25 protein-coding genes are annotated in these 25,158 nt (G+C 47.2%); 12 read left to right on the top strand and 13 right to left on the bottom strand.

Going from position 1 to position 25,158, the window contains the following annotated elements:
* Positions 1 to 129: 129 nt before the first annotated feature.
* The 5 genes from QT973_RS24735 to QT973_RS24715 form a co-directional block, all read right to left on the bottom strand.
* Positions 130 to 564 carry an NUDIX domain-containing protein gene (locus tag QT973_RS24735; RefSeq protein ID WP_333057624.1) on the bottom strand — a complete coding sequence of 145 codons (435 nt, stop codon included), beginning with the start codon at positions 562 to 564 and terminating at the stop codon, positions 130 to 132.
* Between the two features lie 202 nt (positions 565 to 766).
* Complete coding sequence (locus tag QT973_RS24730; protein WP_333392425.1) at positions 767 to 1,513, bottom strand: peptidase; 747 nt, start codon at positions 1,511 to 1,513, stop codon at positions 767 to 769.
* Between the two features lie 101 nt (positions 1,514 to 1,614).
* The gene (gene secG, locus QT973_RS24725) at positions 1,615 to 1,854 is read right to left on the bottom strand and encodes a preprotein translocase subunit SecG (RefSeq protein ID WP_333057626.1); all 240 of its coding nucleotides are present in this window, start codon (positions 1,852 to 1,854) and stop codon (positions 1,615 to 1,617) included.
* A gap of 476 nt (positions 1,855 to 2,330) precedes the next feature.
* Positions 2,331 to 3,929 carry a 2,3-bisphosphoglycerate-independent phosphoglycerate mutase gene (gene gpmI, locus QT973_RS24720; RefSeq protein WP_333212132.1) on the bottom strand — a complete coding sequence of 533 codons (1,599 nt, stop codon included), beginning with the start codon at positions 3,927 to 3,929 and terminating at the stop codon, positions 2,331 to 2,333.
* 429 nt (positions 3,930 to 4,358) lie between these two features.
* A complete protein-coding gene (locus QT973_RS24715; protein ID WP_333274407.1) occupies positions 4,359 to 5,054 on the bottom strand; it encodes a retropepsin-like aspartic protease in 696 nt (231 codons plus the stop codon).
* Positions 5,055 to 5,256: 202 nt separating this feature from the next.
* Between QT973_RS24715 and QT973_RS24710 the strand changes: the two genes are divergently transcribed.
* From QT973_RS24710 to QT973_RS24695, 4 genes are all read left to right on the top strand, one after another.
* Entirely contained in the window at positions 5,257 to 6,786 is a 1,530-nt protein-coding gene (locus QT973_RS24710) for a hypothetical protein (RefSeq protein WP_333274404.1), read from the top strand.
* A 183-nt stretch (positions 6,787 to 6,969) separates the two neighbouring features.
* Positions 6,970 to 7,710 carry an MORN motif-containing protein gene (locus QT973_RS24705; RefSeq protein ID WP_333057631.1) on the top strand — a complete coding sequence of 247 codons (741 nt, stop codon included), beginning with the start codon at positions 6,970 to 6,972 and terminating at the stop codon, positions 7,708 to 7,710.
* Between the two features lie 105 nt (positions 7,711 to 7,815).
* On the top strand, positions 7,816 to 8,529 hold the full coding sequence (locus QT973_RS24700; protein WP_333057632.1) for an MORN motif-containing protein: 714 nt from the start codon (positions 7,816 to 7,818) through the stop codon (positions 8,527 to 8,529).
* 170 nt (positions 8,530 to 8,699) lie between these two features.
* On the top strand, positions 8,700 to 9,320 hold the full coding sequence (locus tag QT973_RS24695) for a DUF6391 domain-containing protein (RefSeq protein WP_333392423.1): 621 nt from the start codon (positions 8,700 to 8,702) through the stop codon (positions 9,318 to 9,320).
* A gap of 84 nt (positions 9,321 to 9,404) precedes the next feature.
* On the opposite strand, the gene QT973_RS24690 is transcribed toward QT973_RS24695, so the two are convergent.
* Positions 9,405 to 10,154 (bottom strand): Uma2 family endonuclease, encoded by a 750-nt coding sequence (locus QT973_RS24690; protein ID WP_333057635.1) that lies wholly within the window; start codon positions 10,152 to 10,154, stop codon positions 9,405 to 9,407.
* Positions 10,155 to 10,348: 194 nt separating this feature from the next.
* On the opposite strand from QT973_RS24690, the gene cax reads away from it, so the two are divergent.
* Entirely contained in the window at positions 10,349 to 11,449 is a 1,101-nt protein-coding gene (gene cax, locus QT973_RS24685) for a calcium/proton exchanger (protein ID WP_333057645.1), read from the top strand.
* A gap of 291 nt (positions 11,450 to 11,740) precedes the next feature.
* On the opposite strand, the gene QT973_RS24680 is transcribed toward cax, so the two are convergent.
* Complete coding sequence (locus QT973_RS24680) at positions 11,741 to 12,385, bottom strand: hypothetical protein (RefSeq protein ID WP_333392421.1); 645 nt, start codon at positions 12,383 to 12,385, stop codon at positions 11,741 to 11,743.
* Positions 12,386 to 12,560: 175 nt separating this feature from the next.
* Positions 12,561 to 14,225, bottom strand: a complete 1,665-nt coding sequence (locus QT973_RS24675; protein ID WP_333392419.1) for a DUF655 domain-containing protein — start codon at positions 14,223 to 14,225, stop codon at positions 12,561 to 12,563.
* Positions 14,226 to 14,416: 191 nt separating this feature from the next.
* On the opposite strand from QT973_RS24675, the gene QT973_RS24670 reads away from it, so the two are divergent.
* The 4 genes from QT973_RS24670 (at position 14,417) to QT973_RS24655 (ending at position 17,811) form a co-directional block, all read left to right on the top strand.
* Positions 14,417 to 14,818, top strand: a complete 402-nt coding sequence (locus QT973_RS24670) for a DUF7682 family zinc-binding protein (protein WP_333057640.1) — start codon at positions 14,417 to 14,419, stop codon at positions 14,816 to 14,818.
* A 94-nt stretch (positions 14,819 to 14,912) separates the two neighbouring features.
* Positions 14,913 to 16,085: a cysteine desulfurase family protein gene (locus QT973_RS24665; protein WP_333212125.1), complete on the top strand. Its 1,173-nt coding sequence runs from the start codon at positions 14,913 to 14,915 to the stop codon at positions 16,083 to 16,085.
* Between the two features lie 96 nt (positions 16,086 to 16,181).
* Positions 16,182 to 16,982, top strand: coding sequence for a Uma2 family endonuclease (locus tag QT973_RS24660; RefSeq protein ID WP_333057642.1), 801 nt, complete (start codon positions 16,182 to 16,184; stop codon positions 16,980 to 16,982).
* Between the two features lie 172 nt (positions 16,983 to 17,154).
* A complete protein-coding gene (locus QT973_RS24655) occupies positions 17,155 to 17,811 on the top strand; it encodes a hypothetical protein (protein ID WP_333392417.1) in 657 nt (218 codons plus the stop codon).
* 172 nt (positions 17,812 to 17,983) lie between these two features.
* On the opposite strand, the gene QT973_RS24650 is transcribed toward QT973_RS24655, so the two are convergent.
* From QT973_RS24650 to QT973_RS24635, 4 genes are all read right to left on the bottom strand, one after another.
* A complete protein-coding gene (locus QT973_RS24650) occupies positions 17,984 to 18,307 on the bottom strand; it encodes a hypothetical protein (protein WP_333329788.1) in 324 nt (107 codons plus the stop codon).
* A 350-nt stretch (positions 18,308 to 18,657) separates the two neighbouring features.
* Entirely contained in the window at positions 18,658 to 19,653 is a 996-nt protein-coding gene (gene thiL, locus QT973_RS24645) for a thiamine-phosphate kinase (protein ID WP_333392415.1), read from the bottom strand.
* Positions 19,654 to 19,685: 32 nt separating this feature from the next.
* Positions 19,686 to 20,000, bottom strand: a complete 315-nt coding sequence (locus tag QT973_RS24640; RefSeq protein WP_333058575.1) for a hypothetical protein — start codon at positions 19,998 to 20,000, stop codon at positions 19,686 to 19,688.
* Positions 20,001 to 20,242: 242 nt separating this feature from the next.
* Complete coding sequence (locus QT973_RS24635) at positions 20,243 to 21,367, bottom strand: peptidylprolyl isomerase (protein ID WP_333234041.1); 1,125 nt, start codon at positions 21,365 to 21,367, stop codon at positions 20,243 to 20,245.
* A 575-nt stretch (positions 21,368 to 21,942) separates the two neighbouring features.
* Between QT973_RS24635 and efp the strand changes: the two genes are divergently transcribed.
* The 3 genes from efp (at position 21,943) to QT973_RS24620 (ending at position 23,680) form a co-directional block, all read left to right on the top strand.
* The gene (gene efp / locus QT973_RS24630) at positions 21,943 to 22,500 is read left to right on the top strand and encodes an elongation factor P (protein ID WP_333058573.1); all 558 of its coding nucleotides are present in this window, start codon (positions 21,943 to 21,945) and stop codon (positions 22,498 to 22,500) included.
* Positions 22,501 to 22,699: 199 nt separating this feature from the next.
* The gene (gene accB, locus QT973_RS24625) at positions 22,700 to 23,257 is read left to right on the top strand and encodes an acetyl-CoA carboxylase biotin carboxyl carrier protein (protein WP_333058572.1); all 558 of its coding nucleotides are present in this window, start codon (positions 22,700 to 22,702) and stop codon (positions 23,255 to 23,257) included.
* A gap of 30 nt (positions 23,258 to 23,287) precedes the next feature.
* Entirely contained in the window at positions 23,288 to 23,680 is a 393-nt protein-coding gene (locus tag QT973_RS24620) for an ArsR/SmtB family transcription factor (RefSeq protein ID WP_006631662.1), read from the top strand.
* A 276-nt stretch (positions 23,681 to 23,956) separates the two neighbouring features.
* On the opposite strand, the gene QT973_RS24615 is transcribed toward QT973_RS24620, so the two are convergent.
* A complete protein-coding gene (locus tag QT973_RS24615; RefSeq protein ID WP_333058571.1) occupies positions 23,957 to 24,712 on the bottom strand; it encodes a GerMN domain-containing protein in 756 nt (251 codons plus the stop codon).
* Positions 24,713 to 25,158: the final 446 nt, after the last annotated feature.

Genomic DNA, 25,158 nt, shown 5'->3' with positions numbered 1-25,158 from the left:
TAAGTTAAGAGTTGGGATTCAATCAACTTTCAGCAAAACTTTTCATTATATCATAAAATTATTTTGCAAGAGGTCTATTATTGGTGAACCCGCCCCTACAGGAATCAGGGTAATCGACCGGACATGATATCAACCGCCGACTTTTAACTTCCTGCTATCCAAATATGCCTTAACTTCCGCGAACATTAGGCGGTTGGCATCAAAAGTAATCAACTTAACAGCTTCCTCAAAAGAAACCCAAGCAGAATTTTGGATTTCCTCCACTTGCAAAACAACCTCCCTCGAATTGACAAAGCCTAAAAAGTATGTCACCGTTTTTTCAATCAGCTCCCCATCTTTAACAAAAGAATAATGCTCTGTAAAACTCGGCTCATCCAGCATTTGAAAATCGGATATACCAGTTTCCTCCTGAAATTCCCGCCTAGCCGTTTCCGCTGGAGATTCCCCAGGATTGGCGTGACCTTTGGGAAACGCCCAATGTCCGGCTTGATGTTGAATTAACAGAAACAAAATGTCAGCTTCCGTCGAAAAAATCGGCACAATTCCAAAACATTCATCTTTCATTTTTCTGATATTCCCTATTAACTCTTACAGCATATTCCAAGTTTATAAGTACATCCCAGAAACCGGGTTTCTTTACAGTTCTCGCATCATTACTGATTCTGTTGCTCGAAACCCGGTTTCTCGCGAGCTACATCTACATGGAATATCCTGTATGTTTTTCGAGTCCGGGAACCATCCGGACTTCGTTTGTGTAGATGCGATTTCAATCGCCGAGTCTCTGAAATTCCCACCCCAAGCGAGTCTGCTGTTCATAAACCCGCTTCAAAGTATTAACATCCCTCGCTGAAATAGGCGGAGGGTTTCTCACCTGAGAAAAATAAAGCACATCAGTTTCCATTAAACTGTGGCCCCAAATTCCCAAAGCGTGACCCAACTCGTGCCGCGCCGTCGCCGGAATATACTTACCCACTTGAGTCGGATTCAAATAAACCGAAAACCGATGAGATAAGACAGTTTTATCGCCATCGCGACGGGCATACAATTCATAGGTAGCCTCTCCAGAACGCGATCGCAAAACCCCTTGACGCAAAGGCGGAGCCCGACGTAAAATCCTAATATCAGCCACCTCAGAACTATCCACCACTTCCAAAGGCAAATAAACCCCCCATTCCCGCACCACATCCAACACAGCCGCCACCCATTCTTCAGACTTATTAGCATCAACTGGACGCTCAACATAAACCTGAATCGGAAACTTAGACCACAACAAATGACCGAAATTCGGTGGCTTAACCTGGTCAAAATAATCCCCGCTATCCGTGGAATCTTGCCAATTTGCTAGCGTTGGCGGCAAAGGATGAACCTGTGGATTCGGAAAACTATTCGGGATAGAAGAAACAGTCGCCGCCGGAGTATTAACCTGAGTAAAAATTATTAGGCTAAAACAACATAAAGCCAATCCCAAGACAGCCAGCAATCGAGGTTTTACCGTAACTTTCCACAACCGCATTTTTGCAACCGCAGATAGACCAAAATAGACGAAAATAAACGCAGATGAACTTGATATTATCTGCGTCTATCTGCGTTCATCTGCGGTTAAAAATCCAAATCTTATAACTTAGGCGCCAACCAACCAGCACTCAAAATCACAGTCAAACCCATAAAAACAATAGACAGACCCCAAGTAATCCGGTTCAGACTTGTTTCTGCACTCTTGGCGCTGGTAAACAATTGAGCTTGTCCCCCAATCCCTCCAATACCATCGCCTTTAGGACTGTGCAGCAACACAAAAATCACAAGTCCTAAAGCAGACAAAGACCAGATAACTTGTAACACAGCAACAATATTCATAATCGGGGGGAATTGGTAATTAGTAATCGGTAATTTATTATGATATCAAATTTGGTCGATCGCGCACAATCTCCTCCGGGACACAGCATCGTACCCATTGTTGTCGAATTAAGCTGTTAGTCCGCCAGTCCGCCAGGGAATGAATTCCCTGCCTCAAAGCGAAAGTCCTCGCTATGAGGACTGAAAAGAAGAATTTTGGTACTGCTGAATCCAAGTATGATTTTGCCTGATGGGGTAATTCTAAGTGCTTACGCTGTCAGCAGTGGGGCAACCACGGGGGGATTGCCCCTACAAATTTCATACCCCAATTCAGAAACGCCGAATTGTTAAACTCATTAGTCCTCTTGAGAGGACTTTCGCTATTAGACAGGGAATTCATTCCCTGGCGGACTACCGGATGGGCGGGAGGGCTGGGCGGATGACAGCTTAAGTTGACACCAGTGCAAAACGCCTTTGTCCCTACTGCTGCGTCCCTCCTACAATCGGACTCGCACCGGAGTGCGATTGGCGCGAACTTCAAACTCAGCCGATCGAATCATAGAACGTCCCGTCATCTCCGGGGGCTGAGGCAACCTCAACAGCTCCAGAATCGTCGGCGCAATATCCGCCAAACAACCATCCGCCCTCAGAGGAACATCCGTTCCGTGACCCGGAATCTTCCGACCTTCGCCTTCTACCAGAATAAACGGCACCGGATTAGTAGTGTGAGCCGTCCAGGGATTCCCGTCCTCGTCAAACATCTGCTCAGCATTGCCGTGGTCAGCAATAATAATTGCCGTTCCCCCAGCTTTACTAATAGCGCTCAACAGCCGCCCCAAACATTTATCCACAGTTTCGATCGCAATTATCGTCGCATCCATCATCCCCGTATGACCAACCATATCCGGGTTAGCGTAATTAATCACCATAAACGAATAGATGCCTTTTTCCAAAGCCGTCACCACCCCATCCGTCACCAACTCCGCCGACATCTGGGGCGCCTCATCGTAAGTCCCCACCATCGGGCTCTGCACCAATTCCCGGTGTTCCCCGATAAAAGGCTCTTCCAGACCCCCATTAAAAAAATAAGTCACATGAGCGTACTTTTCAGTTTCCGCCGTCCGCAACTGCTGCAAACCGTGCTTAGAAATCACCTCGCCCAGAATATTGTTCAAATTCTGCGGTTCAAAAGCCACCATTACCGAAAGTTTCGGGTCGTACTGAGTAAAAGTCGCAAACGCCAGCGGCTCAATTAACTGCCGTTCAAACCCCTTAAAATCGGGAGATACAAAAGCCTGAGTCAATTCTCTAGCCCTGTCCGGGCGAAAATTGAAGAAAATTAGCCCATCCCCGGATGCCACGGCCCCCCGCGCAATTCGAGTCGGAACAGCAAACTCGTCGGTCACTCCTTCAGCATAAGAGGCCTGCAACACATCCACAGCCGATCGACCGTCAGGAGCACCCTCAGTCGTCATCACCTCGTAAGCGCGCTGCACCCGATCCCAGCGCTTGTCCCTGTCCATCGCGTAGTAGCGGCCGCTAATGGTCGCAATCCGACCGACCCCTACTTCTGCGATATAACTTTCAATCTTGCCTAAAGCTTCGACACCTTCTTTCGGAGTTGTATCACGGCCGTCTGTAATCGCGTGAATGCAAACATCAGAAATTCCCTGTGCTTTTGCTAATTGCAGCAAACCCTTAATATGACTGAGATGGGAATGAACCCCACCTTCAGAACAAAGACCAGTTAGGTGCAACTTGCCGCCCGTGGCGCGGACTTTCTCGCAAAGCCCAACCAGCGCGCGGTTGTCCAGCAAAGAACCATCTTCCACTGCATCCGAAATCCGCACCAACTCTTGAGGAACCACGCGGCCCGCGCCCAGATTCAAGTGACCAACCTCTGAGTTACCCATTTGCCCGTCTGGCAGCCCTACCGCCCGACCCGATGTTTTAATCAGAGTTCTGGGATAAGCGGCCCAGAGACTGTCCATCACGGGTGTTTTCGCAGCGGCGATCGCATTTCCGTCTTTTTCTTCACGATAACCCCAGCCGTCTAGAATAATCAGCACTACAGGAGATACAGACGCTTGTGCCATGTGAATACCTTATTTACAATAATTAATTTCTCGATGGTCATGATTTCCGATTTTGCGGAACATCTGCCGCTAATCAGTTTACATATTTTCTAGACTCCGGCTGAACAATGCCAACCAAAATTCCCTCAGCCACAGCATTGTGGGAACTAATTTCGACCTGCTTTGGGAATTGTTTAATTGATTGCCTTGGCCTGTACTGTGAATCGTTGTCGGAGACTGTTACCGAGATCACCAACAACAGCCGTGCTTTTGTGGCCGGATTTCACGGATAGTTTAACCGTCGGTGGCTCTTTAAACACTAAGAACGATACCACACTTGGTTGCATTTTGCTACCGCCTCAACCAATAAATTTAAAAGCCTTGACCGGGTTGCTAATAACTGTAAAGGACACGAGTTGAGCAAAAATCGGTTTCCGACTCAGCTCACTCTCAGCGGACATAAAATTCTACAACATCTTTTTTAATTTTGACATCGTAATTGCCAAAGAAATCGTGACCGAGCAGACCTATTGGCATTTGTTTCGCGATCGCCACTTCGACATTTTGGATCGCAGCACCCCCAACCCGAATCGATCGCACTACGCCGATCGGGAACTCGACAACGCTACCGTCAGCGATCCCCGCTCTGATAGTACGCACCGGCCTCACTCCCAGTGCAGTAGCCATCCGCTGAGAAATCAAAGTGCCGCTCGCCCCGGTATCGACAATCATCTCAAAAGTCTTGTTGCCGTTAAATACCACATCAATCACCGGCGTCCCACCAGCGCGACGCTTGATTTTAGCTTGAAATACCTGTGGATTCCCCGGTGGCTTAGCCGGTTGATTTGCTGGGGGTTTGGCACCACGATTTGACGGGTTCCAAAACTGAGAGTACAATTTGCCAGTTGTGAATCCCGATCCCGTTATAGTGCGATTCCCTACCCTTCGGGAACCCCTACGGGGAACGGGATAGCTCCGCCGCGCGTGCTGCTGGGAACTAACATCGGGCACCAATGTCATCACCTGAGTTTCTGGCTGATGTGAATGAGAATGCACCTCGCCACCCCCCACAGATCCCAGACCAACCACAACGCTCGCACAAACCAAGCCCGATCGCCAAATCCGCTTGAGAATCACTTTTGCCATGATCTAAATACCTTAATTGATTCAATGATGTCGAACAACGACCGCCACTGATATCCTAACCCGCTCCCAAAAACCGATCGCCCGATCCCCAGATCAGAATCATCAGGAAAACTTGGCAATTTTCAAGCGATCGCATAACATCGAAACACAGATAAACTGATAAACGGCAACAGGCTGTAATTGCAGAGCCTTGTTGGAAATCTTGAAATTAAGGATTTGGTGGCGATCGGCAATGCACAAACTTTTATATTTTGCAACTATAGGACTACTAGCGTTCTCGATCGGAGGATGCGGTGGCGACGAGGGCAGCAACACAGCCAGCCCCAGCCCCAGCCCCATTGCAGCCTCTCCATCTCCGGCAGCCACTGCCAGCCCTACCCCAGCAGCTCAAGCTTTCCCGTCCCCAATAGTAGCCGCCCAGCCTCCTGGGTTAATTCGATCCACCAACCCAGACGAACGAGCAAGACAGGCTCAAACAAATATCGGCGACAACAATGACAGGAATCCCACGCTTCCGCTTCAGCCGGTGCCCCAAGGCCCTGTGACAGCTAATCCTTCTCAGTTAGATCCCTTTGGGCCGCTCCCGCCGATCGTATTACAAATCCCTCCAGGAGCCAACGGAGCGGGTGGGACAACATCAGAACTCCCCAAACTGCCACAGCGACAAGTGGCCGTGCTACCCGAACTTCCCGAGTTATTGGCTCCGCCCCCAATTAACAGGCCTAATCAGACGGTTGCTCTCACCAGCCCACCCAGGGGCGATCGAGCCGGCACTCAGCAAGTACCAGGTAGAGCGCGAGGCTCTTTACTTCCCGGAGGTGATGGGGGGCAAATTGGCTCGCCTCCCATAGTTCCAGGGGGAACTCCTCCTCGCTTAGGTGGCGGTGGCAGAAATGGTTCCTTACCCGGAGGCACCGGGGGACAAATTGGCTCGCCGCCCCTAGTTCCAGGGGGAACTCCTCCTCGCTTAGGTGGCGGTGGCAGAAATGGTTCCTTACCCGGAGGCACCGGGGGACAAATTGGCTCGCCTCCCATAGTTCCGGGGCTAAATGCTCCTCAGTTAGGTCGTACTCGTACATCCCCGCCTGGACTCGAACCAATAGCAGCCAGACCCATAGGAGTGCCGGATCTGCCGGAACTGCCAGTAGACAAGCGCCCCCCCCAATGGAGAGACCCCAATGCCAGGGTAGCAAGAGGTCCTGGCACCGGTCGTCCTGGAACTGGGCCAACAGGAGGTAGACCGCAAGATGCGCGGAATCCGCAGCCTCGCCCTCCAGCACCCCCACGCCCGCCCCAACCAATAGCAGCGAGACCCATAGGAGTGCCGGATCTGCCGGAACTGCCAGTAGACAAGCGCCCGCCCCAGTGGGTAGACCCAAATCCCCCACCTCCTCCCGTCATCCCAGTAATTCCGCCACCGCCTTCTACTGACATCGCTACAGGCACTGAAGTCAGTGGGGTGGTAAAAGTCGGGAACGAGACGCAAGTGATTGTCAAAGTACCGAATGAACCAACTAGCCGATATGTCAAAGTCGGGCAGCGGTTGTCTAACGGGCAAGTTCTGGTGAAGCGGGTCGATCTCAAGCAAGGAGCCGATCCGATCGTGATTCTGGAGGAAAACGGCGTTGAGGTAGCCAAAGGTGTTGGCGAAAAACCCGCCAGTCGCCAACCACAACCAGCCAATGCAGTTATTAGCCGTCTCCCAAATCCGAATAGCTCAGCGCGACGCTGAAAATTGACAGTAAAGCAGGAAAAATGCTAAAGGCAAAAATTAGAGTTTTTGCCTTTTTGCATTTAGGGCAGATATCGAACCTGAAGGTAAAATTAGTAAAGGGATTAAAAAATAGAGGACTTTTCAGCAAGTATTAGCTTCTAGAAAATCCCTATTAGTAATTGAAGTTAAAGGAGATCGATCGTGCTCAGTTCAATTCAAAAATTAGGGATGGTGATATTAGTTGCTTCTTGTATCGGCAGCGCCACTAATCTCTTGAATCCCCAGCCATCAATAGCTCAACCAGCACCAGAAGAAGGAAAACGCTCTCCCTTCTGCCAGGGAAACCCTCCTACGGGAAGAGTAAAATGCAATTACGAGGGAGGCGATAACTACGAGGGAAACTTCGTCAACGGCCTGCCCGACGGCACTGGAGTCTACGTGTACGCTAATGGCGATCGCTACGAAGGAAATTTTCGGAATGGAGTGCCAAACGGTAGAGGGACATTCATTTTTAAAGATGATGCCCGCTACACAGGCGTGTTCCAAGACGGCACAATGAGATCTGGGACGGTCGTTTTCCCCAACGGCGAGCGCTACGTCGGAGACTTCGCAGTCGTCAGGAACGTTCAGACTGATGCCATTAGCAGCCAACCATCAGGGCGGGGTCAATTTTTTTATACCAATGGCGATCGCTATGAAGGACAATTCTTTGCAGGCTCACCCTTTGGCCCTGGGGTATTGGTGCGGGTAGACGGCACTCGCTGTTCCGGCAGATTTTTTAATCAAGAACTTGACGCTAGTGTCACCTGCACTTTCCCCAACGGTACGCGCTATGAAGGAGAATTGCGAAAGGGAGTGCCTCACGGTGTGGGAACGATGATAGATGCTAGAGGTAGGCGCTTTCCGGGGGTATTTCGCAACGGCAAGCCCGGAGTTTCGTAAAGGATAAATGATTGAGCTTTTCAGTCAAGTTTTGACAACAAATGGGACAAAAGACAAAGGACAGAAGAAGATAATATCTAACAGCGCATAGGAGCAAGTTGATTGATGATTTCCCGTTCTTGGACCAGTGGAATCGCTTTATTAGTTGCATCAGTGTTGGGAATTGGTAGTTACGCTACTTATCCCTTGCCCTCAATGGCGCAAGGAACAGAAGCTAGAACCGGCCGCTGCGTGCCAGCTATCGCTACAGGTAGAGTTAGGTGCGATTATGACAGCGGTGATAGCTACATCGGACAGTTCGTTAACGGTTTGCCCAGCGGCACTGGGGTATACATATATTCCAACGGCGATCGCTATGAGGGGCAGTTCCGTCTGGGCAAACCAAATGGCCGAGGACAATTTATATTTAAGGACGACGCCCGCGTCGAGGGTATATTCCGAGATGGCAAAGTTAGTTCCGGCACAGCTATTTTTACTAATGGCGATCGCTATGTGGGGTCGTTTTCTCTCGATCAAAAAGTAGGCGTGCCTACGGGACAAGGGCAATTCATTTTTGCCAATGGCGATCGCTTTGTGGGTCAATTTTTAGGGGGCAAGCCTTTAGGTACGGGAGCGTTCACCCGCGCTGACGGCAGTCGGTGTTCGGGACAGTTCTATACTCAAGAACTTGATGGCAGGGGTAACTGTTCGTTCTCCAACGGTATCCGCTATGAGGGAGAGTTACGCAAGGGATTGCCTCACGGCAAAGGCACAATTATCGATACCAGAGGCCGGCGAATTCCGGGAGTATTTCGGGACGGGCAGCGGCTAGAGCAATAAACTGGGAATATTTGTTAGTAAGGGCAGGTTGATGGCTAATGTTTTTTGCACAAAACCTGCCATTGCTAGGTTTTAAAGCCACAACTATTGATAATGTATGACCGGCTTTTTCTCAACCGAATTGCTAATTTTAAATATCCACTTAATCGAGTTAATGGAGGCGTTTTGATATGACAACTACTGCTTCTGCTTCCGACCGTACCGGCCAGTTTCCCTTCGACTTTGCCCCGCAGCGGACTCAAGATGCTGATTTGTTGCGACAACTCAATTTTGTGCCCGGTTTGAAGGAAGTCTTGACTTTGCGCCAAGTTCATGCTTTGGAACACGCTACTGTTTGGGTACTAAGCCAATCGTTTGGTGCGACCACAGCAAGAGCCGATAATGAGTTATTGGGCGGAATGTCCACAGACCAAGGGTTTTTTCTTTATGGGCACGTTAACATTGCACAGTTGCGTCAGGCAGTGCGCGAGGCTTTGCACCGGATTGCCAGCGGAGAGTGGGATTTAGCTGTACATCCCCGCTGTGGCACGAATTTGTCGGTGGCAATGCTGCTGACTGCAGGACTTGCTGTTGGCATCAATTTAGCCCTGCCTCGCGGGCCCATTCTGCAACTGTTCGGTTTGGGTGCTGCGGCGGCGGCTGCGGCTCAGTTAGCTCCTGATGTGGGCGCTCTGGCTCAGCGGTACGTGACAACTGCTATTCCGTTTAATTTGAGTGTTGTTGATATTACTGTAAGTCACGACTTCTGGGGACGCGAAGCTCATTTTGTGCGGGTGCGTTGGGTTGAATAGTTGCACAGTATCAAGCCCACCTCAACCAACAGAATACCCAGAGCCCCGACTTTTTTAAGAATTCGGGGTTCTGACAGAAAGCTCCTAAATGCGATCGGGATCTACTCCTAATTCTCGCAACCTCGCCACCAATCTTTCCGCCCGTTGGCGCTGCTCATCAGCTTGCTGCTCAAGTTCCTGGAACCGAGCTTGTTCTGCTTTAATCAACCCTTCAACTAATGGCGGAGACAGTATTTCATTCACTGATAATGTCAGATTTGGAAAGACTACAGACACCATTTGTTGCCCCGGCACAAAATCTGTTTGTGTATAGATGTCTTCACCTTCAGGAAAGGCTAAAACTCGCACCAGTTCTTTGTTAGGTGTAGGGTCAACAATTACATATTCGGGCACGTTACCTAGTTCGTACTCAGCTCGTTTAATCACATAATCGGCGCGCCGATTTTGACTCACTACCTCTATCACTAACAGCGGCTTTTCCTCAAAATCGAGGATACCAGCACCTGGTCTAGCACCAGCTTGTTCCAAAAGACTTTGAGTGCAAACAACTACATCAGGAATCCGAGATGTATCTTCTTCTGTTCTCACTCCTAAACCTGTTTTTGCTACTAAGTCAAGATTGTGTTCCGCTAGGTAACGCTGCAATTTGTAAACTAAATACTCGCAAATTTTGATATGTAAAACTGTGGCGGTTGGCATCGGAATTAATTTGCCTTTGTACAGTTCATATTGTAGATAGGAATCAGTTTGATAAAATCGGTATTCTTCAAAGGTCAAGGTGGGTGAAGTATCAATTTGCTTTGATTCAACAACTGGCACTACAGATTGAGACATATCTTTTCACCGATGTCGATATCATTCTATTATATTCAATCTGCCTCGCTCTGGGTGCATTTGCGGTTAAATATTTCCAATTATCGATCGCACTCGCCAGCAGAATTGTCAGAGAATAGTTGAATAGTGTAAAATCAACTTTGCGATCGCCCCGACAACTCGACATCACCATTCCTTACACCATCCGAGTTCCTATGTCAATCAAAAAGATTCTTTCCATAGCGCTGTTAATTTTCATCCCCATTTCCATCGCCGCTGAGTATTTGCACTGGGGTTCCCTTGCAGTTTTCATCACATCCGCTTTAGGCATTATACCTCTGGCGATTTGGTTGAGCACAGCAACAGAAGAAGTGGCGATCGTTACAGGCCCCTCCATAGGCGGCTTATTAAATGCAGTCTTCGGCAATGCTACGGAATTAATTATTGCCATAGTTGCCCTAAAAGCTGGCTTAATTGACATTGTGAAAGCCAGCATAACCGGTACAATTATCAGCAACTTGCTTTTAGTCATGGGATTTTCCATGCTGTTAGGAGGAATCCGCTACAAAGAACAGGAATTTAAGCCAATAATCGCGCGGGTGAACGGTTCCACAATGACTCTAGCAGTGATTGCCATCCTGCTGCCGACAATGGTAATTTATACCTCCAATGGAGTCGAACCCGCAGCCATTCAGAATCTTTCCTTAATAACTGCGATCGTCCTAATTGCAGTTTACGCTCTAACTCTGTTATTTTCATTAAAAACCCACAGCTATCTTTACGATGTTGGCTTAGTAGAACTAGAGTCAGAAAATCCTCAAAATACCAAAGAAGAATCTACTACGCACAAACCGAATTTGTGGCTGTGGATAGGAGTGCTAGTTGCCTCAACTGTTGCTGTTGCTTTTGAATCAGAAATTTTCGTGGGTGTTGTCGAAGAAACTACCAAAGGATTGGGATTAACGCCGCTGTTTACAGGGGTAATTCTGTTGCCGATTGTGGGCGGCGCAGCCGAATATGTAACTGCGGTGGGAGTGGCGATGAAAAACAATATGGATTTGTCAGTTTCTGTCGCGATGGGTTCGAGTTTGCTAGTTGCTTTGCTGGTAGCGCCGGTGTTGGTAATTATCGGATTAATAATTCATCAGCCGATGGATTTAAACTTCAATCCGTTTGAAGTAGTTGCAGTTGCCATTGCAGTAACAATTGCTAATCTAATTAGTCTCGACGGGCGCTCTAATTGGCTCGAAGGAGTGCTGCTTTTAGCAACATATATCGTGTTAGGAGCAGCATTTTACTTTCACCCAATTACTTGAACCAACAATTTTATTGGAGGGGCAATCGCCCGTGGTTGCCCAGGGCGGTTTCTTTCTCACGAAAATCAGGCTTTTGACCCTTGTAGTGCCAAGAATGCCTAGCCCCCACAGACGATTTCACAGCCGTTTGGGACATGGGGGCAGCCACGGGGGGCAGCCCCTACAAGAGAATGAAACAGCGCTGCGTGGTTGCCCCTATTCCGTGGAAAATAACTTATCTTGTTTCTGGTTTGTTATTCCTCTTTGTCTTCTGGCCTTAATTAAATAAAATAATTTTTGGACAGAAAGTAGTTAGGGACAGCGACACTGTTGAACAGGAAAACACTCTTGTCTGCAACTTCTTTTTCTGCCTTTACGATCGCGACAATCAGCAGTATCCCGACATTCTACCCGATCTTGACAAATTTGCTGACGGGGAAAAGTACCTAAGTTTTGTATAGAAACTTCAGCCGTAAGCGAACCCTGTTCTATAACTTGGTCATTTTCTTTAATTTCATAGATAAACTTATTTTCTCCCTCTAAAACCGAAAAAGTTCTTGTTTTGTGACTGTTACCCAACTTAAATCCAAAATCCTCGGAAAACTCACCTTTGTTGTAACCTCTGTCTGTGTAGGGATAGGGGTTAGTTTCCATGCCATCAGTCACATTTTTAATCATCACCCTTCTGTTAGGGCCGGGAGGAGTTTTGCTGGAGACAAATCGAGCGCTTTGCGAATCAGGGGAGAAGACAGTACCGGCACAGGGGCCTACATATTCAGTGCGCTTAAATTGAATTAAATTAATATTAAAAGCGTTTTCGTTTTTGACCCTAAATTGTGCTTCGCTACTCTGCTGGGCGCTGACTGTGAAAGCTGCTAGCGTCAAAAAAATTGCCCCCATAAAAATAGCTAAAAATTTGATTTGTGGCCTCCCCATAACAAATCTGGCGTGTTCCATCTCTCTCTACCTCTAATGTGAATAGATAGCATTTTGTTTAGCAGTTATTTTAACTTGAGAGCTGAGGTGTTGTCAAAGTAGATAGTGTAGGTTGGGTTGAGGAACGAAACCCAACATCCAATTAATGAGTGTTGGGTTTCGTTCCTCAACCCAACCTACAGAATTACGAACGTAACTACCAAGTTACTCGATCGCGCCATCTCTCTAAAATCTTGTCCCCAATGCCCTGAACCCGTGCCACGTCGTCTAAAGAGGTAAAAGGTTGCTGTTGTCGCGCTGCAATAATTCTCTCGGCTAACTTCGGGCCAACTCCAGGCAAAGTTTCTAATTCTTCCTGAGTCGCGGCATTTAAATTAACTAACTTTTTTCCGGCAGCAATTTGAGGTTTAGCACTCGCAGATTTTGATGCTGCTTGTAGTGAATCGCACTCTTTTTTCTTAGCATCAATTCTCTGTTTGATGCGGGCGGGAATTCCCAAGGTTGCACCTTTGTAAAGCCGATCGAACTCCCGCTCAAAATGGGCCGCAACTGTCGGATTATCGATCGCCAGCAGCGCCTCGTCATTCCCGTGATTTGCCGCCTCACTCCAGTTGTGAGAACCTGTAAGCACCGTTTTGCCGTCCACAACGCCGAATTTGTGGTGCAGGCGATCGCCCATTGGTAACAGCGGCACTCCCACCGCAGTCAGCGGCTTTCTCCAAGGGCGATTGTCAGTTTCTAACTTGCAATCTTGCATCAAAGTCGCCCCCATCATATCCAACCCTTCACTGTAAGAGCGATAAATAAAATTAGAGTCAATTAAAGCTCGCACCGCAACTCCCCGGCTAGCTTGAATTTCCAAAGTATTTGACAACCGCTGAGCCGAAAATACAAACAATGCCAAATCAACCGACTTTTTCGCACTACCCAAAGTTCGATTTATCAAACCGTTGACACTGTTTTCCCAAGGCAAAGTCTGGGAAATCGGCGAAAATTGCACCGCCACTGTCGCATTCCCTACTCTTACTTTTTGCACTTGACGCAACGGCTTTTTGATGCCAAACTTGCTGTCCGGTTTGCCTCCGGGCCCGTCGCCCCACATGATGTTAAATTCTTGAGTAAATAGTTGCGCTATTTGAGCATTTTCAATTTTCAGCAAATTGTTCGCATTGCCGCGACTTGCAGGTGTCTTGAAATCGCCATGTATATCGCTTGTGGTAAAATTAGCCGAAGTTACGATTACGGTTTTGCCGTCAATTACAACAAATTTGTGGTGCATCAAACCGCTGCCTTTACTGCCGTCAGCAGTATCGTCAATTACAGGAATACCCGCATCTTTGACAATTACCAAAGCATCATTTTGCTTGATTTCATCTGCCGTTAATTTACCGTCTTTATTGGTATCGGCAAGTTGCACAAATTCGTTATAACGATCGCGCTCTCTTTCCGGTAATTTCGCCAACTCCTGGGCTGTAAAATCGCTCCAAGGGCGACTATAGATATGTTCGACAATTAATCTCACTTTAATTCCCGATCGCCCTCGTTCGGCCAAAACCCTCGCAATACCGGGCAAGCGAAACTCCTGAACCGCAACATCTACCGTCGATCCAGCACTGGCGATCGCCACAGCAATCAAGTTTTCTAAATCATCTCCAGGTCTAGTTTGCTGGCGGTAAGGCTCTGTATAACTCGAAGCGATCGACTGATTGAAGTATACTTGCAACAAGGGGTCTTGAGGCAATGGAGCCAGACTGAGAGGTAAATTCTGCACGTCTTGCTTTGTTTGTCCGCAGCCCGCCAGATTGATCGCCACCAGCCCAGCACAACAGAAACCGAGTAAATGATAATACAATACAGCCACAAAATTTTAATAAATATAGAGGTTATTAGCCTTCTCACAGTTCAAAGCTATTGGATCAAGTAAAGTTACAACCTATTAAATTTATGCAAGGGAACAGATTTTGCGTCTTGTAGAACTGCCTCGATGCCGGAAGCATCACTGGTAAGGTAGCAGCATTCAGGGGCGTGGGTCAAACCCTATACCGCTGCTTTATGGCTAAAAGAAAAAGAATTTTTCCGTGCGGTCACAAAGGATATGGTAAAGCGTGCCATCGCTGCACGCAAGAGTTGGTGGCGCAGCAGCATTACGTTGAAGTCCTGACACAAAAACAAACCAAAAAACAAGAGAGGGAAGCATCATTTGCTAGAGATATCATCGATCTCAGAGGTCTGCCCGACCACGTAGTCACTAAAGCCCGAACAATTATAGCAGCTTTGGGCGAAAATAAGAATTACAGAGATTTCGGCGGCAAACGCCTGCGTCACAACCGTTTGATAATCAGTATTCCTGTAACTCGCAACTACAGAATGCTTTGTGAAGATTGCGGCACTTTCTTAACTCCCCAAAAAGTTTTGTCCCATGAAGACTACAACGTCTGCAAACCAGGAAGTTAGTCATCAGTTATTGGTTTTATTGGCTATTGGTAGCCACTCACAACAGTCAACAGTCAACAGTCAACAGTCAACAGTCATTAATTAGTTATTTATCATGCAAATTTACCTCGACTATAGCGCCACAACACCCGCCCGCCCAGAAGCGATTCAAGCCATGCAAACAGCCCTTACTCAGCAGTGGGGAAATCCTTCCAGCTTGCACGAGTGGGGACAAAGGGCGGCGACAGCTTTAGAATTAGCAAGAATGCAGGTTGCTAGCTTGATTAACGCGCTACCGGAATCGATGATTTTTACTTCCGGCGGCACTGAAGCGGACAATTTGGCAATTATGGGAATTGCCCGTCTTTATACAAAGCCGCAGCATATTATTATCTCCAGCGTAGAGCACTCCGCTGTAGCAGAACCGGCGCGACAACTCGAACAGTTGGGATGGGAGGTAACGCGCCTACCAGTTGATAAATTGGGGCGAATTCACCCTTTGGATTTGCAAGAGTCCCTGCGATCGAATACAGTGTTAATTTCCATCATTTACGGACAAAGCGAAGTTGGCACGCTGCAACCAATTGAGGCATTAGGACAAATTGCGCGCGATCGCAATATCATGTTTCATACCGATGCAGTTCAAGTTGCCGGCAAGCTGCAAGTTGACGTGCAGAAACTTCCCGTAGACTTGCTTTCGGTTTCCAGTCACAAACTTTACGGGCCACAAGGTGCGGGGGCGCTTTACGTGCGTCCAGGAGTAGAATTAGTGCCAATGTTAGGCGGTGGTGACCAAGAATTGAAACTGCGTTCCGGGACACAAGCGCTGCCGACAATCGTCGGTTTTGGGGTGGCGGCGGAGTTAGCATTGCAGGAAATAGATGTGGAAACGCCGAGGTTAATTGCATTGCGCGATCGACTTTTTGACCGATTATCCCACGTACCCAGTTTAGTCGCAACGGGCGATCGATATTGTCGGCTGCCGCACCACGTCAGTTTTTGCATTGTTTCTCCCGACGGCGACACAGGGAAAGTGACGGGTAAAACTTTAGTGCGACAGCTAAACTTAGCAGGAATTGGCATTAGTTCCGGTTCTGCTTGTAACAGCGGCAAACTAACTCCGAGTCCGATATTATTGGCAATGGGATATAGTAAAACTAAGGCCGTTGGCGGCATTCGCTTGAGTTTGGGACGAGAAACCACAGAAGCGGATATTGATTGGACAGTAATGGCGATAGAGCAAATTTTGGATAGATTAATGCCCAAGGTAGCATTATCTAGGCGTTAGGAAGGATTCCGGTCTTGAAAACACGTTTCCCACAAAAAAGCCGCTTGATATCATTTACACTAAAATAAATTCACCATCTATTTTGGGGAAAAAGCAATGGTTACAAAACTGCAATCTCCCGACAAACAAAATATCATCTACCCCGACGATAACGGCGAACCAATGTCAGATAATACCGAGCAGTTTCGATTAATCGTTTGGATTAAAGAAAATTCTGAACTATTGTTTGCGAATGACCCGAATGTTTTTGTCGCCGGTGACTTACTTTGGTATCCCGTTGAAGGAAATAATAAACTTTGCCAAGCACCAGATGTGATGGTAGTTTTTGGTAGACCAAAAGGATATCGTGGTTCCTATCAACAGTGGAATGAAGATAATATTGGGCCACAAGTTGTGTTTGAAATTTGGTCGCCGGGAAATCGGCCCGCTCCGATGATTCAAAAGTTCAAATTTTACGAACGTTATGGTGTGGAAGAATACTATTTGTACGACCCACAAACATTAGAGTTGACTGGATGGCAACGTCAAGAGGAACAATTAGAAGCGATCGAACAAATAGACGGGTGGATCAGCCCCAGACTGGGCGTGCGGTTTCAATTATCTGAAACGGGACTAGAAATGTTCGGCCCTGATGGAGAAGCGTTTATGAGTTTTGTGGAACTCGCTCAATTGCGACGACAGGCTCAAGCGCGGGCTATTGAGGCCGAGCAACAAGCTCAGCAAGCCGAGCAACTGCGACAACAAGCAGAGCAACTGCGACAACAAGCAGAGCAACAAGCTCAGCAAGCAGAGCGACGCGCCAGTGAGACAGAAACTTTGCTGCAACAAGAACGATCGCGATCGCAAGCTTTAGAATCAAGATTGCGAGAAATGGGAATCGATCTAAATCAATTGTAATAGATGATTCGGCTGTGGAAACCGCCGAGTCCATTCTTTCTACGCACAACCAAAGAAACCGGGTTTTTTCCAGAATCTTCGCCTGTAACCACATATTCTCGCAAAAACCCGGTTTCTGGCCACCCACCAAGCATGATAAAATAAATCCCGGTGTTATTCAAAACTCCCCAAAATGGAAGAAAACCGCGCCCAAGCCTATCTGCAATTAATTCACACCCTGCTGAATGCCCCCAACGGAGAGGAAGCGCAGATATTACAGGATAACTCAGAATTACTCGATCGCGGATTTCTGGAAACGTGCGAGTTAGTAGCATCAACATTGGCAGAACAAGGAGGTGAAAATGGGGCTAAATTCCTCCGACATCTAGCTAGTTACCTAGCGCCACTCATCGATATGAACGATGACGTAAATAGCAATAACTCTGCCAGTGAAAAATTCCAAGAGTATGCAAGTTTTTTCCTAGAATTATTGCAAGCAGAACAAGATAGCAACGGGGATATAGCAGTAATTTACCCTCTGCTGGAAGGGCGCCAACACCTCCTTAATGCCAGTTTTGCCGAGACTTTACAGCAAGTGGCGCAGAAGTTAATTGCTGGCGAAAACTCAGAAACAATTAGCTCAATTATCGGGCTTATTGAAAATTTGAGTATTCATATTAGTGACTTTCCCAGTGGCAATAGAGCGAATAATATTGAAATTGCCATTACTGGTTATCAAATAGTTTTAAATAATCGCGAACCCGGTAGTGAAAAATGGACGCGAACCCAAAATAATCTGGCTACTGCCTACAATAACAGAGTCAACGGTTCGCTGGCGGAAAATCTGTAACAGGCGATCGGCTTTTACACGGCGGTATTAGAAGTCCGCACCCGCGATGCTTTTCCGAACAATGGCCAACGACACAAAATAATCTGGCAGTTGCGTATGGTAACAGAATCAGGCGAGAGAAAGCTAAGAATATCCAAATAGCGAGCGCATATTACACTCCTTACAAAATTGTCTAGCATCCCATAATCCCTTTAATCTGCTCTACAAGCTGTGACACCAATCCCAAGGAAATACCAACAGCCCCTAACTGTGCTGCTATTGCAGCGGCTATGGATTCAAGTGTTGCACCAGCCATAATCATCTGTACTATTGTGGTTGCCATAAATATCATTGTAACTGCACTAGCTGGAACCAAAACTACCAGCGCTCCGACCATTCCTATTACTGCGGCAACAATGAGCATAAACTCACTTTGATTAGGGCTGTGGCATAGTGTCGCGAATAAACCTAGTCCTGTCAAGTTATTAAATTGTAACCAAGGTAAAAAAATAGTCATTTTGAATGTCCACCAAACATTATCTATTCAATAGGATAGTATCTAGCCTCCAAGTTTAGCAACCCTACTTAACTAGCACCAGGGTGATCGTCGGCTACCTCGCCGAGTCAACCGACAATTCCCCCAAAAAACTCGCTCGGCTTTACTGAGGTGGCTTTAACAGTTCGTACCCTTGAGGAGTTCCCGTTCAATAATGTACTAACCTGGAATAACTTGGGCTGGGCTTATCGGGCAAAACTAGACTACATTAACCGAGAAAAACCAGAAGATACAAACCAAACAGCAGAAACCAAGCGGTTGAAACCGCCTTTACACATACTCTCGTCCGCCTCCGCGCACTAAGAGACGATTCAGAAGTGTTGAAATCCTCGATCGATCTTTAATACAGTATCAGGATAAATGCCGCTGCTATCAGTCAACCAGATATCGGTGTTCTCGGTAGCGATTCCCACAATCGCGGCTCCATTTCCTATTTTTTTTACCAATAACTGAGCGCTTGTTATTGGCAAAAACAGCACTAACTCGAAGTCTTCGCCGCCGTATAATGCCCAATCTAAAGCTTTTTCGGTTGATAGGATGTCGCTGAAAATATCGGGAATTGGTATTTTTGTGCGATCGACTTTTGCGCCAACACCGCTAGCCCGACAAATTTGAATAATCGCATCTGCTAAACCGTCGCTGCTGTCCATTCCGGCGATGGAAAACTCACCCGCAGAATCTAAAATTTCCCAAACAACCGGCAAAACATCCAGCCTCGGTTTAGGGCGCTGGTGAGCGAGAATTAAATAAGCTCGATCCACTTCTGTAAGATTTTGCCCAAATTCTTGATTTAACAGCAATTCTAATCCCGCGCGGGAGGCTCCGTGAACCCCAGTAGCGACAATCGCCCAGCCCGATCGCGCATTTGACCGACTAATGGTACGATCGCACTCAACTTGTCCAAAAGCCGTAATCGCCACCGTCACCACGGGCGATCGCACAACATCGCCACCGACGATCGGCGTATCATATTCTTGCAAGCAAGCCGTCATCCCCCGATAAAACTCTTCAACCCACTCCACAGCCGTATCCGCCGCCACAGCGAGGGCTACAGTCACCGCCAGAGGTGTTGCTCCCATCGCAGCCAGATCCGACAAATTTGCCGCTGCGGCGCGCCATCCTGCGTAATAAGGCCCCGTAGTTCGATCGCTAAAATGCACTCCATCCACCAACATATCTGTAGTGATAGCGAGAGATTTGTTGGGATTTGTCGGAACTACGGCGCAATCATCACCCACTATCTCTGCAGGGCAGAATTTTTGCAATATTCTTAAAAGACCTTGTTCACCGATATCTTTAACTTGCATAATTTTGAATTAGTCGATCGCACTTTCTCAATTCACCATTCCTTACCAGAACTCGGCGGCAAGCGCAACCTAGGAAACCTATAAAAAGTATCCCCTTCATCATCTACCTCTAAAACCGCCGAAAAAATCTTAACTTGCCGAGTTAAATACTGCTGAGCAACTTCAGCCTCAACCCTAGCACTAGCCGCCAGTTGAATCAGCGAAATTTGACTGTTTTGAGTTTCCAACAACTGATAAAAAGCCTCATCCAACCGCTGCTTTTGCTTGTTTTCATTCACATTTTTTACAATCAACAAGCCTGCGAATCCGCCCAAACCCATTACCAATAAAAATTGTAAAATAGCCATATTTTCGATTTAATTCCTAATTTCAATAACGAAAATATAAAAATTATCTCTTCTTCCAGCCTGATTCCGGCGGGCTTTGTCTGTGTAAAAGTGATTTCAATCGCCGTTACCTTTTTTTATACAAGAGTTCAATGCCAGTCACTATTGATTTTTTCAGCCCGCGCAGGCGGGCTTTGTTTCTGTAAAAGCGATTTCAATCGCCGTCACTTTGGTGTAAAAGCGATTTCAATCGCCGTCATTAGTTAAACTTGAGGTCGCACCAAATTTTCGATTCCTTTAACTACCTTAGCAGAAACAATCTTGTCTCCCTGCTTCAGTTGCTCCAAAACTTCTTTTCCTTCAATCATGTAACCAAAAACAGCATAGCGGCCGTCCAACAGATTCAGGCCAGCGGGCGTGAGTTCAGGTTCAAACAAGAAAAAGAAAAACTGAGAAGAAGCGCTATCAGGGTCAGTTTCTGTACGGGCCATAGCCACAGTACCGAAAGCAGAAAAAGGCAAAACAGGTTCGTCGCGATAACGCCCCGCATCTTCTAGAGTAATCCCGTAAATAGGTTCTTTTTCCTCCCTGACGAGCACTTCTAGCGGTATATTCCGGTATTTGCCAGTAGCTGGGTCAATAAAACCCTCTTCCTTGCCTTCGGGATCTCCCGTTTGCAAAACGTAGGATTCTTCCGATCGAATAAACGGCAAACCGTCATAAAAACCTCGATCGACTAAATCCACAAAATTACCAGCCGTAACCGGGGCGCTGTAGCCGTCAACCACAACAGTAATTTCCCCTTTTTCAGTTTGTACAGCCACAGTAGCGCGCCCTTTCAGTTGAGGCAGATTAGCATACTTGGCAGGCACTTCAAACGGAAACTTTGTCACCATCAACTCTTCGATTTCGCCTACGGAACCTAGGATTGTGGCTTTCAAGTCAATCACTTTGTCCCTGTCTTTAGCCTCAACAGCCTTTTCCAGTTGAGCAACTTTCTCCTTGACTCCTGCAACTAGCGCCTCAGCTTCCGGCTTTTTGGCGTCGGGAATACTCTCTAAAATGTCAGATTCCCGGAGGTTGAGAATCCTGGAAGCCCTGCTGACATCGCTGCTAATAGGCCCCCAACGTTTAGACCGTATGTGGTTGCCAATGTCTTCGAGACTGATTTGCAAATCTCGTACAGTCTGATTGTCAATAGGTAAAGCGAAGCGCAGCAGCGCCCGGCCGTCCGTAATCGCATTCCCCGCAGGCATACTGCTGCTGGGCCGTTTGGCATGGGAGACTGCACTGAAACTCAGTCCGAGAGTGAACAGCAAGAGTGCTAAAGCGACGGTTTTGACCCAGCGCTTGCACGTATCGATCGAGAAATTAGGCCAATGCAACATAACTTTAACTTTTATTGCCTCTCTTATCTTCCCACAGCGCTGCCCGCCCGCCTTTGCTGCTACCCATCTAAAGTGTCTGTTCGTTCGGCTGGGGAGGAGTTGCCCACTAACAACACTCAACAGTCAATCGATTTTAGATTTGAGATTTTAGATTTTAGATTTTAGATTGACTTGCGCGAGATAAATTCGGGGGCTTGTCGATCGGATACAGGTTTTTTATTTCTGGACGGATGAATCACGTGGCGGGTATCCTGGATGCGGGAATTGTCAACTGACAACAGCCCACTGCCCACTGCCATTAACATTTCAGTACAGCACTTGCTCCCTTTGAACGGTAAAATAAAATGCCAATTGCTTTTTGATGCCGTCAGCTAGACTGCGGCTTTAACCTGACCCGCTCAAAAACGGATACAATCCCAGACTCCTGTCGTGGAGAGATCAAAATTTTAGACCAAGGTTCAATCTCCCAAATTCATCTGTGGAGTAAATCTCAAATCTAAAATCTCAAATCTAAAATCGACTCACTGTACTTCCCCCGTGCCGGCAAGGCGACGGGATTGCCCGCAAAAATTTATATGATCTCCAGTAACGACTTTCGACCAGGTGTTTCAATTGAATGGAATAACGGCGTGTGGCGGGTTATCGAATTCCTCCACGTCAAGCCAGGAAAAGGCTCGGCTTTCGTGCGGACAAAATTAAAAAACGTCCAAACCGGAAACGTAGTAGAACAAACCTTCCGGGCGGGCGAGACTATGCCTCAAGCCAACCTGGAAAAGAGTGTGATGCAGCATACCTATAAAGAGGGCGACGAGTTCGTCTTTATGGATATGGAAACTTACGAGGAAAGTCGCCTCAATGCTAAGCAAATAGGCGATCGTGTCAAGTACCTCAGTGAAGGGATGGAAGTCAGCATCCTACGCTGGAACGACCAAATCATGGAAGTGGAACTCCCCAATTCTGTCGTCTTGGAAGTGCTGCAAACCGATCCCGGAGTCAAAGGAGATACTGCCACCGGTGGCAGCAAACCCGCGATCGTCTCCACCGGAGCTCAGGTTATGGTGCCTCTCTTTATTTCCATTGGAGAACGGATTCGGATTGATACTCGTGAAGACAAGTACCTCGGCCGAGAATAGAAACGAGGGAATAAAAGGGAGTTTTTAGTTTTTAGTTCTGAGTTATGAGTTAAAGAATTATAAATTCAATACTCATCGCTCACAGCTTAAAAACTATCCCTTTTTTCTCCAAATTCGTTGATGCTCATAGCTTCGCCGGATTCTGAATCTTCAATTTTCAATTCTCAATTTTCAATTATTAATTACCCTTGAATCTGCTGTGCAACTAGACTTAAACCAGCTTTGTGACCTGCTAACTGTATTAGACAAAACTGGCATTTCGGAACTGACATTAAAAAGTGGGGATATTGAACTAACAGTACGCAAAGGCATTCTGGCAAGTTCACCAGCCACCTCTGCTGCGCTCCCTGCTGCCGTGGCGACTGTCGCTCCAATCGCCTTGGGCGCGGTTCCTAGCCCCACCTTAGCGTCACCTCCTGCTGTTGACCAAAATTTAGCAGCGGATCTGCCTGCCCCTGTTCCCGTCGCCCCTGTCGCTGTACCTGCTGCCGTACCTGCTTCTGTCGATACCAAATGGGTGTCAATTATCTCGCCGATGGTAGGAACCTTTTATCGCGCTGCTGCTCCTGACGAGCCTCCTTTTGTCAATGTGGGCGATCGCATCAAGGTCGGCCAGACAGTCTGTATTATCGAAGCGATGAAGCTGATGAACGAGATCGATGCTGATGAAGTCTCCGGTCAAGTGATGGAAATTTTAGTTCAAAATGGCGAACCTGTCGAATACGGTCAAGTGTTGATGCGAATTAATCCGGATTGAAGGATTACTTTATTGTTATGGACAGAATAAATGCTAATATTTCCCGATCACTTCTCTCCGGTGAGTTTGATGAAGTCATCCCAGCCTGTCCCGCAAGAGGTTGTGCAACAAGTTGCTGAGTATTTCAGTATTTTGAGCGAACCCATGCGTTTACGAATTTTGAACCTGCTTCGCGACGGCGAAAAATGCGTGCAAGAATTGGTGGAAGCTACTCAAACGAGTCAAGCCAATGTTTCTAAGCACCTAAAACTCATGCTCCAAGCTGGTATCCTCACTCGCCGGAGTGAAGGGACTTCAGCTTATTATAAGGTGCAAGACGAGTTAATTTTTGAGCTGTGTAATATGGTGTGCGATCGGCTTGCCAGCCGGATCGAACAGCAAGCCCTACACTTTCGGGCATTTAGCCTAACTACGAAGCACTGAAAATTAGTTGCCAGTCCCCAGTCAATCGATTTTAGATTTTAGATTTTAGATTTTCGATTGACTTGCGCGAGATAAATGCGGGGGCAATAAGTGATTTTCGATTTTCGATTTGGGATTGATTTGCGCGAGATAAATCACGTGGCGGGTACCACATGAAGAAATTCGTGGTCATGAGTCATCAGCCATGAGTCATAAGTTATCAATCCCTACTCTCTGCCTTCAGACCGATGACTAATGACTCCTAACTAATGACTCCTAACTAATGACTCATAATTACTAAAGGGGAAAATTTTTGTCAAAACTTTGGCGGGTACTCGGCTGAGCCACCTCCAAACCTTCGCCACCTAAAAGTTCTAAAGGCTTGCCTTCCACCGAAATCCAAACCTTGGTATTCGGTTGTAAACTCGTAGCCGTATAGATAACCTGCCCCAACCTGCCAGTCATCGAATTGCTCCCTCCCCCCGAAGTAAATTCTGCTGACAAATCGACATAAACTCCGTCATTCTTAACACTCAAACCCCTGAGTTTTGTCCCATTAGGAATTTCGCTAGAAACAGTTCCATCCTTCGGCCCAGCTAACAAACTGTTAAAAGCAGCTTGTAAAGCTGCATCAGGCTTGTCAGCTTGTTTGACAGCTACTTTCGTAGGAACTCCCTCAAATTTGCCGCTGGCATCTTTAACCCAGTAGACTTGCACAGTCTGGACATCAGTCTGTGGCAAAGGCTTTGGCTGCGGTGACTTTGGCAACAGAGCGTTAGGCGTCTGAACCTGTGGCGTCTGAACCTGTGGCGTCTGAACCTGTGGCACTTGTACAGGATTTGGAGGGGGTACGGGTATCACTACAGCAGGAGATTCCGCAGGAATTGGGGAAAGGGGCGGAGCGGTAGTCTGAGCAGAAGACGGCGTATCTGCAGGGGTTGGCGAACGGTTCGCAGTCCACCAGGCAATGCCCCCTCCCGTCAGTAAAGCCAACCCGCAAGCACCGGCAATGACGGCTGTGGAGGCGCGGCGTACTTCTTGTCCATCTTTCATAATACAAATCCTCTTTAGAAATAGAGCGCTTGGGACGGTGAGGAGCGACTCCCGATCAGCTACATTTGTCTATGGTTAGATTCTGGAATTGACACAATTGCATTGCTGCTAGCGAACACTTTATAGCAAGCCCAACATATTCTGAATCCGACTATTGGAATCCTAGACCATAATATAAGATTTCGCCGTGGAGTATGTCACAGTATCTCGATCGGCCTAGTGGCTATATTCTATAGTAATCATAAAAAATTAAAGAATAAAGGAAGAAACAATAAGTAAAAAGCAAGAAGGAAGGCAACGGAGGTAAGGGGGGTAACGGATTTAAGGGATTTAACGGATTGAAGCAGGTCTCTAAAAAAAAATTCCCCAAAACAAAAAGCGCCCCTATTTCTAGGAGCGCTTTTTGTCAATCTCAGACTAAAACTTAGCCATTGATAGAAGGAGCA

The organism is Microcoleus sp. Z1_A1 (genome assembly GCF_036700305.1).
Classification (GTDB): domain Bacteria; phylum Cyanobacteriota; class Cyanobacteriia; order Cyanobacteriales; family Microcoleaceae; genus Microcoleus.
This window is presented reverse-complemented; position numbering and strand designations above follow the sequence as displayed.

Bases quoted from the DNA above. Each gene is read 5' to 3' on its own strand.
- QT973_RS24655 (WP_333392417.1), top strand. From the start codon at position 17,155: ATGGAAGAAAACCGCGCCCAAGCCTATCTGCAATTAATTCACACCCTG.
- QT973_RS24680 (WP_333392421.1), bottom strand. From the start codon at position 12,385: ATGGAACACGCCAGATTTGTTATGGGGAGGCCACAAATCAAATTTTTA.
- QT973_RS24715 (WP_333274407.1), bottom strand. From the start codon at position 5,054: ATGGCAAAAGTGATTCTCAAGCGGATTTGGCGATCGGGCTTGGTTTGT.
- QT973_RS24665 (WP_333212125.1), top strand. From the start codon at position 14,913: ATGCAAATTTACCTCGACTATAGCGCCACAACACCCGCCCGCCCAGAA.
- cax (WP_333057645.1), top strand. From the start codon at position 10,349: ATGTCAATCAAAAAGATTCTTTCCATAGCGCTGTTAATTTTCATCCCC.
- efp (WP_333058573.1), top strand. From the start codon at position 21,943: ATGATCTCCAGTAACGACTTTCGACCAGGTGTTTCAATTGAATGGAAT.
- QT973_RS24640 (WP_333058575.1), bottom strand. From the start codon at position 20,000: ATGGCTATTTTACAATTTTTATTGGTAATGGGTTTGGGCGGATTCGCA.
- thiL (WP_333392415.1), bottom strand. From the start codon at position 19,653: ATGCAAGTTAAAGATATCGGTGAACAAGGTCTTTTAAGAATATTGCAA.
- QT973_RS24730 (WP_333392425.1), bottom strand. From the start codon at position 1,513: ATGCGGTTGTGGAAAGTTACGGTAAAACCTCGATTGCTGGCTGTCTTG.
- QT973_RS24615 (WP_333058571.1), bottom strand. From the start codon at position 24,712: ATGAAAGATGGACAAGAAGTACGCCGCGCCTCCACAGCCGTCATTGCC.
- secG (WP_333057626.1), bottom strand. From the start codon at position 1,854: ATGAATATTGTTGCTGTGTTACAAGTTATCTGGTCTTTGTCTGCTTTA.
- QT973_RS24735 (WP_333057624.1), bottom strand. From the start codon at position 564: ATGAAAGATGAATGTTTTGGAATTGTGCCGATTTTTTCGACGGAAGCT.
- gpmI (WP_333212132.1), bottom strand. From the start codon at position 3,929: ATGGCACAAGCGTCTGTATCTCCTGTAGTGCTGATTATTCTAGACGGC.
- QT973_RS24700 (WP_333057632.1), top strand. From the start codon at position 7,816: ATGATTTCCCGTTCTTGGACCAGTGGAATCGCTTTATTAGTTGCATCA.
- QT973_RS24695 (WP_333392423.1), top strand. From the start codon at position 8,700: ATGACAACTACTGCTTCTGCTTCCGACCGTACCGGCCAGTTTCCCTTC.
- QT973_RS24690 (WP_333057635.1), bottom strand. From the start codon at position 10,154: ATGTCTCAATCTGTAGTGCCAGTTGTTGAATCAAAGCAAATTGATACT.
- QT973_RS24635 (WP_333234041.1), bottom strand. From the start codon at position 21,367: ATGTTGCATTGGCCTAATTTCTCGATCGATACGTGCAAGCGCTGGGTC.
- QT973_RS24670 (WP_333057640.1), top strand. From the start codon at position 14,417: ATGGCTAAAAGAAAAAGAATTTTTCCGTGCGGTCACAAAGGATATGGT.
- QT973_RS24660 (WP_333057642.1), top strand. From the start codon at position 16,182: ATGGTTACAAAACTGCAATCTCCCGACAAACAAAATATCATCTACCCC.
- QT973_RS24650 (WP_333329788.1), bottom strand. From the start codon at position 18,307: ATGACTATTTTTTTACCTTGGTTACAATTTAATAACTTGACAGGACTA.
- QT973_RS24620 (WP_006631662.1), top strand. From the start codon at position 23,288: ATGCTAATATTTCCCGATCACTTCTCTCCGGTGAGTTTGATGAAGTCA.